Source organism: Methylotetracoccus oryzae (assembly GCF_006175985.1).
Classification (GTDB): domain Bacteria; phylum Pseudomonadota; class Gammaproteobacteria; order Methylococcales; family Methylococcaceae; genus Methylotetracoccus; species Methylotetracoccus oryzae.
On record NZ_SRSH01000006.1, the window covers coordinates 133,318 to 146,166 of the forward strand.

The 12,849-nt window shown below is 63.2% G+C and carries 8 protein-coding genes and 1 pseudogene; 5 read left to right on the forward strand and 4 right to left on the reverse strand.

Features of this window, described 5'->3' with window-relative positions:
- Nucleotides 1-291: 291 nt before the first annotated feature.
- The 5 genes from BWR02_RS07990 to BWR02_RS08010 all read left to right on the forward strand — a co-directional run bounded on the left by BWR02_RS07990 (nt 292) and on the right by BWR02_RS08010 (nt 5,808).
- Nucleotides 292-1,689 (forward strand): L,D-transpeptidase family protein, encoded by a 1,398-nt coding sequence (locus tag BWR02_RS07990; protein ID WP_139557226.1) that lies wholly within the window; start codon nt 292-294, stop codon nt 1,687-1,689.
- A 226-nt stretch (nt 1,690-1,915) separates the two neighbouring features.
- Complete coding sequence (locus BWR02_RS07995; protein WP_139557227.1) at nt 1,916-2,659, forward strand: DUF2490 domain-containing protein; 744 nt, start codon at nt 1,916-1,918, stop codon at nt 2,657-2,659.
- A 315-nt stretch (nt 2,660-2,974) separates the two neighbouring features.
- On the forward strand, nt 2,975-4,624 hold the full coding sequence (locus tag BWR02_RS08000) for a purple acid phosphatase family protein (protein WP_139557228.1): 1,650 nt from the start codon (nt 2,975-2,977) through the stop codon (nt 4,622-4,624).
- A gap of 123 nt (nt 4,625-4,747) precedes the next feature.
- A complete protein-coding gene (locus tag BWR02_RS08005; protein ID WP_139557229.1) occupies nt 4,748-5,095 on the forward strand; it encodes a hypothetical protein in 348 nt (115 codons plus the stop codon).
- Complete coding sequence (locus BWR02_RS08010; protein WP_139557230.1) at nt 5,092-5,808, forward strand: DUF2490 domain-containing protein; 717 nt, start codon at nt 5,092-5,094, stop codon at nt 5,806-5,808. The genes BWR02_RS08005 and BWR02_RS08010 overlap by 4 nt, the downstream gene beginning before the upstream one ends.
- Nucleotides 5,809-5,983: 175 nt before the next feature.
- On the opposite strand, the pseudogene BWR02_RS08015 reads toward BWR02_RS08010, so the two are convergent.
- The 4 genes and pseudogenes from BWR02_RS08015 to BWR02_RS08030 all read right to left on the reverse strand — a co-directional run.
- Nucleotides 5,984-6,298, reverse strand: a pseudogene (locus tag BWR02_RS08015) (methane monooxygenase/ammonia monooxygenase subunit C); the annotation flags it as partial.
- A 315-nt stretch (nt 6,299-6,613) separates the two neighbouring features.
- The gene (locus BWR02_RS08020) at nt 6,614-8,245 is read right to left on the reverse strand and encodes an efflux transporter outer membrane subunit (protein ID WP_139557231.1); all 1,632 of its coding nucleotides are present in this window, start codon (nt 8,243-8,245) and stop codon (nt 6,614-6,616) included.
- Nucleotides 8,242-9,459 (reverse strand): efflux RND transporter periplasmic adaptor subunit, encoded by a 1,218-nt coding sequence (locus BWR02_RS08025; protein ID WP_139557232.1) that lies wholly within the window; start codon nt 9,457-9,459, stop codon nt 8,242-8,244. Before BWR02_RS08025 ends, BWR02_RS08020 begins: the two co-directional genes overlap by 4 nt.
- A complete protein-coding gene (locus BWR02_RS08030) occupies nt 9,459-12,734 on the reverse strand; it encodes an efflux RND transporter permease subunit (protein ID WP_139557233.1) in 3,276 nt (1,091 codons plus the stop codon). Before BWR02_RS08030 ends, BWR02_RS08025 begins: the two co-directional genes overlap by 1 nt.
- Nucleotides 12,735-12,849: the final 115 nt, after the last annotated feature.

Here is a 12,849-nt window from a genome sequence, read left to right on the forward strand (position 1 = left end):
CTTGGCCTCGGTTGATAGGCAGCGTATACCCCGGGGCCGTGCGTAACCATTCACCCCCCTTTGCTGGGTAGTGGGAGCGAGTCGGGAGGGCGAGACCGTCTGCGGGAGGGAACCCGCAGGCTAGCCTCCAGGGACGGATTCACGGCGTGTCTCGGCCTCCCGCCCGCTCCGGCGCGTGGGGGCGTGAACAGTCACGGGCCGTGCTGGGCGTCGGCGGCCAACGAAGCGGTCGATGTGCCCCCCGTGACAAACAGGCGGGCCATAGCCGAGATGCGAAGCGAGAGATAAAAGATGGTCCGATCCTACCTGACCCGACGCGCGGATGGCCCGGCGGTCCCGCGCTATTCCCTGCTGGCGCTCGTCCTTGGTCTCGGCGGGTGTGCCCAGATGCCATGGCCGCGAATGGAGTGGCCATGGCCGGCCCTGGCGAGCGGAAGTCCGCCCGACATCACGATGCAGCCGCCTGCCGGCAGCAGGGAGGTCGATCCACGGCTGGGCATCACGCTGCGCGCGCAGGGGGGCACGCGGCTGGAGCGTGTCGAAATCCACGACGGTGAAGACAAGCCGGTCAGCGGTGCGATGAAGGGCGACGAATACGTCGTCACGCCGCCGCTGCAGTTCGGTTCGCGCTATCGGGTGTCCGCCGCGGGGCGCAGCGCCGCGGGCGAGCCGATCACGCGCGAGTTCGACTTCACGACACTCGCCGTTCCCAGGCTGGACGGCGGCACGCTGCGGCCCATCGGCCCGGACAATGCCGTCGCGCTGAGTTTCGACCGGGCGGTCGGGCGTCTCGATGTTCGAGGCGACCTGAAGGCGAAGGTCGAGCCCGATACTGAGCGACGCACATTTCGTATTGTCGTCGACGGCTACACCAAGGGCCGTACGATCCCGGTCGAGGTGCAATGGGAGACACCCAACGGCGTGCCGCTCCCCCCGCTGGCCTTGCAACTGACGTCGGCCCCGCCACTGAATGCCGACCTGAGTCTTCAAGGACAGACCAACCTCGGGCTGGCTTTGCCGGTCGAGTTGCGATTCGCCGAGCCGATAGTCGATCGTGAACAGGTGCCCGCGGCGTTGCGCGTCCAGACCGCGGCCGGTGAGCCGGTCGACGGCCGCTGGCAATGGCTTGGCGCCCAGCGGCTCCGGTTCACACCGAAGCCGCAGTGGCCGGCGACCAGTTCGATCGAGGTGCGTGCCGAGCCGGGCCGGATCCGCTCCGTGAAGGGCGCGACCAACACGGCGGTGCTGCTCGGCAGCTTCCAGACAGGGGCCGACCGCAAGATCGTCGTTTACCTGGATTCCCAGCGGCTGAGCGCGATCGAGAACGGGCAGATCGTCAAGACGATCAAGGTTAGCACCGGCAAGCCGGCGACACCGACCGTGACCGGGTCCTACTACATCTACGCGCGCTATCCGCGCAAGACGATGCGCAGTCAGGCCAAGCCTGGCGAGCCTGGCCATTACGTGGTCGAGAACGTGCCCTACGCGCAATACTTCCATGCGGACTATGCCCTGCACGGCGCCTGGTGGCACAACGGTTTCGGCCGCCCGGCCAGTCACGGCTGCGTCAACATCCCGACTCGCACGAACAACCGCCGCTGGCCCAAGGCGCCTGAAGAAGCTGGCTGGCTCTACGACTGGGCGGCGCTCGGCGTGCCGGTCACGGTGCAGCGCAGCGCGTCGCGTTAGGGCCGGCCGGGCATGAGCGACTGGGCCGCGGGGGCAGGCCTCGCGTTGGTTCTTCCGGGAAAGACGGGGCATAGAGCCGGATCTTGTGGTTTAAAGGAACCACCTCGCACCGAGGCTTGATCGCTGCGGTTGGGTAAGTCATTGAATAGGACAAGGGTGTCCCGATCCGGGTAGATGGCGCGGGGTCTGCTAGAGAGAGGCTCCGACCCCCATTGCGTCAGTTCCCATGAAGCCAAGCTCGCGGTGTTTTTTCAAGGCATCGGCAAAGCGCCCCGCCCGCGCTGTCGGGTTGTCTGTCCTCGTGTTGTTGCTGTCGTTTGCCGACGCCGGCCATGCGGAGCTCGCGACAAGCTGGGGCAGTTGGGGGCAGGTGGTGGGCGAAGGCGATCTGGGCTTCATCGATCCCAGCCTGCAAAAAATGAGACTCTGGCTCGAAGGCCAGATGCGCTGGAATGAAGACTGGCAACATTGGTATCAGGGAATGGCCCGGGCCGCGCTGGGCTATTCGTTGAGTGACCGTGCCACGGTCTGGCTCGGCTACACCTTTCTGCCAACCCAGCTTCAGGGTAAGCCCTATGTGGCGCAGCAGGATGTCTGGCCGGGCTTTCGCTATACCCTGCCGACCGAATTCGGAACCTTTATGTTCCGGACACTGTTCGAGACTAACTTCATCCGCGGTGACGACGCGCGTTTTCGTCCCAGGCAGATGATCCGCTACCTGCGGCCGTTCGAATTCGAGGAGCGTCTGAGTCTTGTGGTCTGGGACGAATTCTTCGTGCGCCTCAACAGCACGGAGTGGGGTGGCAAGGCGGGCTTCGATCAGAACCGCATCTTTCTCGGTCTGGGCTGGACCTTCACGCCGGGCGTCCGCGCCGAGCTCGGCTATCTGAACCAGTACGTCGAGGACAAGAACCTCATCAACGAGACCGACAACAACCTGATCATGGGTTCTGTTTTCTTCAACTGGTGAACGGGCTTTGGCGCTCCGCATCACGGCGCGTCGGCGACGGCGCCCCCGGGGCGCTTTCCGATAAGCTTGCTTTGGGGGGCTCACGCCGCCCTTGCACGGCGCGCGGGGCGCGTGCGACAAGTCGAAGAGTAGGTCGAGGACTTCAGCCGATCGCGACGCGGTCTCCGGCCGAGGCATTCCCTTAACGGTGCGTAAAATGCGGATTTCCCAGAGGGTATGGTAATGTTGACCGCATAAGGCCGGCGATGGGCAGGGTCGTCGACGGGGCTGTTTCGCGAGGCGGCGCTGTACTCGAATGCGAAACGAGGTGAGACTATGACGACTGTCTTCGATCGGGGCCCGTATCGGCTCTGGTGCGCTTGCTGCCTGGTGCTGGCGGTAGTTTGGGTCAATGCAGTTCGGGCACATGAGTTGCGGGTCAGCGGTGCGCGGGATCGGTCCGGCTCGATAGCCTTGGCCGGACTCGACGCAGCGGGTGATATCCATGCATTTCTGGTCGCCACGGCGAGTGCCAGGGAGGTCAGGTTCTACCTGGACGATCCGGCGATGACTCGGGCGCCTCGCCGGGTGGAGCGCAACGCTCCCTATGATTTCGCCGGCGGCAGTGCGACGTCGGCGCTGCCTTTCGACACCCGCAGGCTGGCCGACGGCGTTCACCGGATTACGGCTCAGGTCGTGTTGCCGACCGGCGGAGTCGACGTCGTGGATGCAAGCTTCACCGTGTCCAATCGGCGGAGCAACGCATTGGATCAGGTTCATCTGGCATGGGGGCCAGACCCGACGACGTCGATGATCGTCGTCTGGCGCACCCTGGATCCCTTATCGATTTCCGCGGTCCGGTACCGAACCCCGGGCTCGCTGATCTGGCATGCCGCGGCGGGCGGGCCACGCCCCTCGGGCACGGAGGGTACGCTGCATGAGGTCGCGATCAACGGGCTGGCGCCGAACACATCCTATGAATACCAGGTTCAGGGCGGCGACGGACTGTGGAGCGAAACCTTCACGCTGCGCACGGCCCCGCCGGCGGGAGCCGACTGGGATGCCATATTCGTCGCGGACACCGGCCTCATCGGTCGGCTCGATGGCCTGACCACAGGCACGCAACAGGTCATCGACGAGATTGCGCGGTTGAAGCCGCGGATGGTTTTGCTCGGTGGCGATTACGCGTATTTCAATACGGATAAACGCTATGTGACGCTCGATGCCACGATCGACGCCTGGTTCAACCAGATGCAGCCGATCGCTGGCCATGTGCCCATGATGCCGGTCTATGGGAACCACGAAGTCGGGCTGGATGAAAACCTGCCGGCGTGGCAGGCGCGCTTTCCGACGCCGGCCGGGTTCGATCGTCGTCGGAGCTATTCATTCGATATCGGCGATGTGCATTTCGTCGCGATTTTTGCGATTTCGGACAGGAATGGCCTCAGAGCCGGGACGCAGGCCTGGATCGAGCAGGACATTCAGGCGGCCTATGCGGCCGGCGCGCGCTGGGTCATTCCGTATCTGCATGTGGCGCCGTTTTCGGACGGCAGGAATCATCGGTCGAATCTGGCGCTAAGAGCGGAAGTCGGGCCGCTGTTCGAGCGCCTGCACGTGCCCCTGGTCCTGACGGCGCATGACCAGTCCTACGTGCGCACCTACCCACTCGTCGACGTTCCGGCTTCGAACACACCGACCTCCCTGAGCCGGGACTGCTACACGGCCGATGATGGCGTGACCTGGGTCAAGATCAGCCCGGGGGGCAAGATGAGCAGCATCAACGGAGCGTTTTCACGGTTCGAGACGCTCACGCCACCGGCCTATACCGCGTTTCGCGACAACACACAGCACCATTACGCCCGCCTCCGGGTATTTGCTGCGGGGGCGCTGCAGCTGGACACCTATGGCGTGAAGGGCGACGGTTCGCCCGGCGTCGTGATCGACAGCTTTCGCTATACGACAGGCACCTGCGAGCCGCCGGGCTGAGGCAGCTAGCGCCGCCCGCGGCTCAACCGGGCGTAGTGGCGGTGCCTTGCGGCGATCGACCCGTCGCCGCGAGCAGTGGCATCGACAGCGTCATTTTTTCGTGGACGAGGTGTAGGTAACAACATGTTCGATGGACGCGCCAAAGCGTGGAGACAGGGGACGCTCCGCACAGGCTGGAGTCGGATGTTCGTGCTGCTCCCGGCGCTTGCTTCCGGCTGCGTCAGCGACGGAACACTGCTCGATGAAAACTCGGCGGTGGCGCTGCGCACGGTACGAACCCAGGCCCGACAGGATCTGAGCTGCCCTGCGGCAACTGTCAGCATCGTGTCGGAGAAGGAGGTGCCGGGGGCCCCGTGGGGCTTTCTGTACAGCGATTATCGTGTTCGCGCGGAGGGCTGCGGTCGCAGCGCGTTCTACGATGTAGAGTGCCGGGACGAGACCTTGTGCGACGTGAAACGTGTCCAGCCATGACGTGTCGGCGCTTTCGCGGCGCTTGCCGTGCGGTCGCGCTGGCCGGGCTGCTGACGGCCGTGGCTGTCCCGGGCGCGGCGGACATCACCACGACCTGGGGCAGCTGGGCGCAGCTCGTGGGCGAAGGAAGCCTCGGCTTCGTCGATTCGCGCCTGGAAAGCCTGCGCTTGTGGCTCGAGCTTCAGGGCCGCTGGAATGAAGACTGGCAGCATTTCTACCAGGGGGTCGCGCGCGCCGCGCTGGGCTATTCGCTCAGCGACCGAGCCACGGTCTGGCTCGGCTACAATTTCGTCCCGACCCAACTGGAGGGCAAGCCGTACTTCGCCCAACAGGACCTCTTTCCGGGCTTCCGCTACATCATGCCGACGGGATTCGGCGTGTTCATGTTCCGGACGATGGTGGACATCAATTTCATCCGGGGAGACGATGTCCGCTACCGGCCGCGCCAGCTGATCCGCTATTTGCGGCCCTTCGCGTTCGACGAACGACTGAGCCTGGTGGCCTGGGACGAGTTTTTCGTGCGGGTCAACAGCACCGAGTGGGGCGGCAAGGCCGGTTTCGACCAGAATCGCGCGTTTCTCGGTTTCGGCTGGAGCTTCAGCCCGGAACTGCGGGCCGAACTCGGTTACATGAACCAGTACGTCGAGGACCGCGATTTGCTTAATGAAACCGACAACAACCTCATCATGGGCTCTTTGTTCGTCGGCTGGTAGCCCCGGTCGCCGGAGTAGCCGGCACCATCGGCCACTGGTGCCAGAGGGGTGCGCGACAGGAAGCGGTATGCGTACGGCAAAAAAGCCTCGCCGGGACGCAAAGCGTCCAAGCGAGGTAATCAACTGCTCCTCTCGTTACAAGGAGAGTCGAAGGGGAGGATTGCCCGTTTCTGGTTTACGGCAAGTCCGGGCACAGGTCGTTCTTGATCAGCTTGGTGAAGCTGTAGAAGGTCTGGGTCAACGTACCCATCACTGCCAGCGCCAACCAGCAGAAGATCACGGAGCCGTAGTGCAACGGCGCCACAAACAGCTCTTCCATGAACCAGAAGGTGTGGCCCCATTCGTTCAGACCGACGTTCGGCAGAATCATGAATGGACCGACGACCAGGATCAGGTACGGTAGCGAGATGCCTTCCGAAAAGCACGGTAGACGCGTCTTCGCGTACAGGAACGCGCCGAAACCGGTGATGATGTAAATCGGATAGCTCAGGTCGAGCAAGGGCTTGTCGACGGTTGCAACACCACTCAAGGTTGTTGCTGCCATCGTTGGTTACCTCCTGAATCGAGTCTGTTCTTGGATTCGCGACCGAAAGAGAAAAATTTCGGTCCGAAAACATTATCCCGTTTTTGGGTTTCTGGTTTCGCGTCCAAACAGAAAATGGTCGTTTCTGAATTGGAAACAGACGTCGCAAACTCCGTGTGGCTGGCGCTGGGATCGGGGCTCCCCCGATCCAAAGGTCCGAAGAAATCCAACAGGCGGAGGGTCAAGACCTCGTTTGATCGCGGGCGTAAGGCGGGTGCCTGATCAGCGGTTGCGGGGGTGCGCAGGCGTGAAGGGCCCAGTCAGGTCCCTGTTCCGGCGGGTGGTCGTCTGAACGTCGATGCCGCCGGCTGGAGCCGGCTTGTCCAGGCCGGTGTACTGGAATACGTCGAACGGCTGAATCTGTTCGTCAGTCGGAAGCTGCGTGCGGTTCCAGCCGCCGCCCAGCGCCCGAACCAGTTCGACGGAGGACTTCAGCAGTGCGGTCTTGATCTGGACTTCGTCGATCCGTGCGGACAGCGTCGCGATCTGAGCATAGAGCAAATCCAGCGACGAGATCAGACCGCCCTTGAACAGTTCCATCGTCAGGTTCTGCGTTTTCAATGCCGCACCGACGGCCGAATCCTGGCGCCCCGCGGCGGCCTTCAGCCGGCTGGTCAAGCTCAGACCGTTCTCCACTTCCCGGAAGGCGTTCAGCACCGTGGCACGATATTTGTCCTCCGTTTCGCGGTAGGCAGCCCAGGCCCGCTGCAGTTGCGCGCGGCGATAGCCGCCTTCGAACAGCGGCAGCGATACATAGGATCCATAGGACCAATAGGCATTAGCCAGTCTCATCAGGTTGAAGCCGTTGTCCTCGAACCCGCCGTCGAGCCGGAACGATACGTTCGGAAAAAACGCCGCGCGCGCGATGCCGATGGCGCGATTGGCTTCGGCCATCTGCCGCTCCATGCCGGCGATATCGGGACGGCGTTCGAGCAGTTTCGACGGGATCGAACTGGGCATCGTGAATGGCTTGACCCTGAGTTCGTCGACCGGAGCAACCGCAAAGGTCGAGGGCGAGCGGTTCACGAGAATGGCTATGGCGTGCTCGGCGACCTGGCGATTGCCCTGGATATCGAGTTCCTTGGCTTCGGTACTGGACAACAGGTATTCCGCGCGGGCGACGTCGAGGCCTGAGCCGATCAGGCCGGTGAACTGGTCATAGACGATTTCGAGCGAGCGTTTGTAGTTCTCGATCGATTGCCTGTAGATCGCATCCTGGGCATCGAACCCGCGCAAGGCGAAGTAGTTGGCGGCAATTTCTGCCTGCAGGCTCAGACGGGCCAGGCCGTAATCGGCCGCGCGCTCCTCGGCCCGGTAAATCTCCATGCGGGTCCGGTTGCGGATGGCTGACCAAAAATCCGGCTCCCACGAGGCGATGCCCCCGGTGGCGATGCTGGCGTCCCGGTTCGGTTCGCCCAGCCCGCGAAACAAGGCATTGTCGGATTGCCGATTGTTCGACATTCCGAACTCGATGCCGGCGTGCGGCAGGAGCTCCGACCGCGCCTTCATCATTTCGTCCCGCGCCTGCACGAAGCGCTCCGCAGCGGCCTGCAGGTCCGGGTTGGAGGCCATCGCCTGCGCTTCCAGTTCGTTCAGGATCGGGTCGTCGAAGAGTGTCCACCAGTCGGCTCGCAGCGCGGCATCGGAAGGCCTGGCTTCGATGAACGGGCTGGCGCCGTGCCAGGAATCAGGAACGACGAACTGGACCGGCGCGTAGTTCGGGGCGAGATCGATGGCAGGGCCATTGATGCAAGCGGTCAGACCCGCTGCCACGGCCATGGCGAACAGCCGCTGGCCACGGGTACGAACTGCGCTCCTGCGCGGGAGCCCTGTGCGTGTCGGGCTATTGTTCATTGGTGTGTCGTTGGTGCACTGGGCTTGGTGCGTGCCATCGCGGTCCCGGCATCGCTGACGAGGTCGTAACCCCGCCGAGGCGTGACAACGCGCACCGGGTCGCCCTCCAGCAAGGCTGCGCTGGGGTTGTTGACTATGCGGTCGTTCCGGGCGACGCCATCGGTCACTTCGACGATCGCATCCAGGATCTTGCCGACCTTGATCGGCTTGAAATGGATGTGTTCGTCATCGGTGATGACCGCGACCTGCGTGCCCTTCTCGTCGAATACCATCGCGCTGGACGGTATCGTCAGGACATTGCGATCCGCCGGCACCGACAGCGTTACGGAAGCGTAAGAGCCGGGCCACAGGGCCTTGTCGGGGTTGTCGATCGTAAACTCGGTCAATACGGTGCGCGTGTTGGGGTCGAATGCGTTCGCGACCGTCAGGAAGTTCGCGGTGAAGTGGCGGCTTGGGAATTGCGGCACCGTCACGTCTGCGGTGAGACCGGGGTGGATGAAGTAGGCGAAAGTCCCCGGCACGGAGATGAACAGACGCATCTTGTGGATGTCCGCGACCGAGAAAAGGTTGGTGATCGCGCTGCGATCGCTGATGCTCCCTTCGCGGCTGATGTAATCTCCGGCGTTGATGTTGCGCTCGGTCACGACGCCGTCATACGGCGCAACGATCGTCTTGAACTTGATTTGCGCCGCGAAGTTGTTGACGTTGTGCTGGGCTGCGTTCAACTCGGCTTCTTCAGCCTTGGCGTTGGCTTCCTGGACCGTGATCGACTGCTCGGCCACGGCCTGTGATTTGCGCAACGCGACGTAGCGCTGTGCGGTCACGAGGGCGAGGTTGTACTGGGCTCGCTGCGCTTCCATGTCTGCCTTGGCCTGTTCGTACTGTGCGTCGAGCGCCGGCGCGCTGATTTCGGCCAGCACTTCACCCTTTCTGACCTGGGCGCCGTAGTCCCGGTACCACATCTTCACGTAGCCCGAGACCTGCGCGTAGATCGGTGCCTGGAACCAGGCCTCGATCGTGCCCGGCAGCGTGACCGTCTCGACCGGTGGCAGGGGTGTCGCCTGTGTGACGGCCACCGTCGGTACGGCGCGTTCCAGAGTTTCGACGCGCAGGGTGTCGGCCTCGCGCTGGCGGATATGGAACATATAGCCGACGAACACCAGCACCAGCAGGGCCATGGCCCGAAAGCCGAGCCCGTGGATGAGCTTCTGCATCAGATCGTCTCCATCGCGAGTTTCGCGTGAGCACGCCGCGCATACACGATGGCGTAGACGCACGGAACGAAGAACAGCGTGGCAAAGGTGGCTACCGCCAAACCGCCCATTACGGCGCGGCCCAGCGGTGCGTTCTGGGAATTGCTCAGGGCCATCGGCAACATGCCGATGATCATGGCCGATGCGGTCATGATCACTGGCCGGATGCGGGCATAACCCGCTTCGACCGCGGCGAGCAGCGCATCGCCGTGTAACTCCAGTCGTTCCCGCGCGTAAGACACCACCAGGATCGAATTGGCGGTGGCCGTGCCCATGGACATGATGGCTCCGGTCAGCGCGGGGACCGACAGGTTGGTTTGGGTCAGGAACAGCGACCAGGCGATGCCGGCCAGGGCGCCCGGCAGCGCCGTGATGATGATGAACGGGTCCAGCCAGGACTGGAAATTGACGACGATCAGCAGGTAGACCAGCACGATGGCCGCGATCAGGCCGCCCGCCAATTCGAGGTAGGCACGGTGCATCGTCTCTGCCTGGCCGTGGATCTCGATTGCGGCGCTGTGTGGCATCTGGTGCTCCATCTCCCTGACGGCCCGGTCCACGTCGGCCAGCACGCCGCCGAGGTCGCGGCCTTCAGCGGATACGTAGACGTCGAACAAAGGCATGCCGTTCCAGTGCGTGATCTCGCCCGGCGTGCCAACGGCGGACAGTGTGGCGACGTTGGCGAGCAACTGGATCTTGTTGTCCGTGGGCTGCACTTCCCCCTTGTCCATCGGGATCGTCAACAGGTCCTGGATCTGCGTGATCTGGGGTTGCGGTGTGTAGATGTTGACCTGGTAGGAGTTCCCGGTCTTGTGGTCCAGCCAGTACTCCTGGTCGACCTGCTGGCTGCCGGAAGTCGTCAGCAGTAGGTTGTCGGCGATGTCCTTGGCCGTCAGGTCGATGCCGAGGCCGAGGCTGCGGTTGCCGTTGACGAGCAGTGTGGGTGTCCGCATGGTCTGTTGGATCGTCACGTCGCTGGCGCCGGGAATTCGGCGGAACGCATTGGCCAGCTTGCGGGCGAACTGGTAGTTGGCGTCCATGTCCATGCCGTTGATCTGCACATCGATCGGGGACGGCGAGCCGAAGTTCAGAATCTTCGCGGTCAGGTCGGCCGGTTGGAACGTGAACTCGGTGCCGGGATAGCGCTCGCTCAAGCCCTCGCGCAGGATGCGGCGGTAGTCCCAGACCGGCGAGGATTCGTTCTTCAGGGCGATCGTCAGGTCGCAATCCTGCGTGCCGATCGTGGGGGTCGGAATGAATGCCAGGTTGTGTGGGCCCACGGGTAGTCCGCAATTACTGACCACGCCCTCGATTTGGCCGGGGAGCAGTTCCGAGATGTCGTGGCTGACCAGCGAGGCGATACGGCCGGCGACTTCGATCCGGGTGCCGAGCGGTGCCCGCAGGTGCATCTGCAGCGTCCCGGACTTGATCTCCGGAAAGAAGTCCTGGCCATTGCAATAGAACAGCCCGAGCGATCCGACGGCGAAGGCGAGAAAGCCCGCGACGAAGCGACCGCGGCGGGCGATCGTCTGCTTCAGCAGATCGTTGTAGCGCGATCGGAAGCGCTCGAAGCCGCGCTCGAAGGTTTGCTGGATGCGGTTGAAAACGCGCCACGTCTCGGGTCTTGCCTGCCGTTCGTCCGGCACGGCATCGGCAAAGTGGGCGCCACCGAGACCGGCCAGCGCGCTCTCCTCGGCATTCCGGCTTGCCACCGTGCAGGCGTGGTCGGCGGATACGTCGTCAGGCGCGCCGTGGTGGTCCACGAGGAGGAACTTGGCCATCGTCGGTACCAGCGTCCGCGACAGAATGAACGACGCAAGCATCGCGAACATGACCGCCTCGGCCATCGGCATGAATAGCCATCCGGAAACTCCGCTGAGCTCAAACAATGGCAACCAGACGATCACGATGCACAGCGTGGCGACGAAGGTCGGGATCACGATTTGATTCGCGGCGTCGATGATGGCGACTTCCAAAGGCTTGCCCATCGCGAGGTGAGTGTCGATGTTCTCTATCATCACGGTGGCGTCGTCGACCAGAATCCCGACGGCCAGTGCCAGCCCGCCCAAGGTCATGACGTTGATCGACTGACCCATCCAGTGGAGGCAGATGATCGACGACAGGATCGACAGCGGGATCGAGGTCGCAATGATCGTCGTCGCGCGCCACGACCCTAGGAAGAGCAGCACGACCAGACCGGTCAGGGCCGATGCGGTAAGCATCTCGTGCAACACGTCCTTGATCGAATCCTTGACGAACACCGACGCGTCGTTCAGCAGCTTCAGCTGCACGTCGCCAGGCACCATGCGTTCGATACGCGGGATCGCCTGTTTGATGCCGTCGACGACGTCTAGCGTCGACGCTTCGCCACTCTTCATCACGACGATCAACACCGACTGCTTGCCATCGACCAGCACGGCATTGGTTTGCGGCGGACCGGCCACGCGGACATCCGCGACATCGCGGATGTAGATGGTCGCGTTCCCGACACGCTTGATCGGAATGTTGTTGAAGGACTCGACTTCAAGCGGCGACGCGTTGGTTTGCACCATCCAGTCCGTCGGGCCTATCTTCTGGTCGCCGGCCGGCAGGACCAGGCTCTGGTCGCCGAACGCCTTGTGGACGTCCATTGCCGTCAGGTGATGGGCTTGCAGCTTCTGCTGATCGAGCGACACGAGCAGCTGTGCCGGTTTGCCGCCGTAGGGATGGGGTACGATCGCGCCCGGTATCGTGACGAGCTGGTTCCGGATTTGCGTGACGGAGAGGTTGTACAGTTCCGCCGGGGTCAGCGTGTCGGAGGTCACCTGCAATGTCGCCACCGGGACAGACGAGGCTTCCAGCCGCATGATCATCGGCGGTGAGATGTCGGGTGGCAGCATTTTCGTGACCGTTTGCGAGATCGCATCGATCTCGGCTTCCGCACCGGCCAGATTGATTTCCGGGTGCAGGAAGATGTTGATGATGCTGCTGCCATAGTAGGAATGGCTGACGAGGTGCTCGATACCTTCCACCGTCGCCGTGAGGTTGCGCTCGAAGACGAAGGTGATCCGGCCGGAGACGTCGCTCGGCATCAAGCCCGCATAGGACCACACTACCGATACGACAGGGATCTTGATGTTCGGAAAGACGTCGGTCGGAGACTTGACGATCGACAGGATCCCGAACAATACGATCAGGATCGACAGCACGACGAAGGTGTACGGACGCCGCAGGGCGATGATGACGATCTTGTTCATGGGCCCACCGTTGCGACAGATATGCCTAACGGGCGCATGCGAACCCGGCGGAGCACGGGCCGATATCGCGCGGAGCGGATGCAGTTCGCATCTGGGAAGGTGTGAGCTTGCCGGG

Excerpts from the sequence above, each read along its gene's own strand:
- BWR02_RS07990 (WP_139557226.1), top strand. The coding sequence starts at position 292 with ATGGTCCGATCCTACCTGACCCGACGCGCGGATGGCCCGGCGGTCCCG.
- BWR02_RS07995 (WP_139557227.1), top strand. The coding sequence starts at position 1,916 with ATGAAGCCAAGCTCGCGGTGTTTTTTCAAGGCATCGGCAAAGCGCCCC.
- BWR02_RS08000 (WP_139557228.1), top strand. The coding sequence starts at position 2,975 with ATGACGACTGTCTTCGATCGGGGCCCGTATCGGCTCTGGTGCGCTTGC.
- BWR02_RS08005 (WP_139557229.1), top strand. The coding sequence starts at position 4,748 with ATGTTCGATGGACGCGCCAAAGCGTGGAGACAGGGGACGCTCCGCACA.
- BWR02_RS08010 (WP_139557230.1), top strand. The coding sequence starts at position 5,092 with ATGACGTGTCGGCGCTTTCGCGGCGCTTGCCGTGCGGTCGCGCTGGCC.
- BWR02_RS08020 (WP_139557231.1), bottom strand. The coding sequence starts at position 8,245 with ATGAACAATAGCCCGACACGCACAGGGCTCCCGCGCAGGAGCGCAGTT.
- BWR02_RS08025 (WP_139557232.1), bottom strand. The coding sequence starts at position 9,459 with ATGCAGAAGCTCATCCACGGGCTCGGCTTTCGGGCCATGGCCCTGCTG.
- BWR02_RS08030 (WP_139557233.1), bottom strand. The coding sequence starts at position 12,734 with ATGAACAAGATCGTCATCATCGCCCTGCGGCGTCCGTACACCTTCGTC.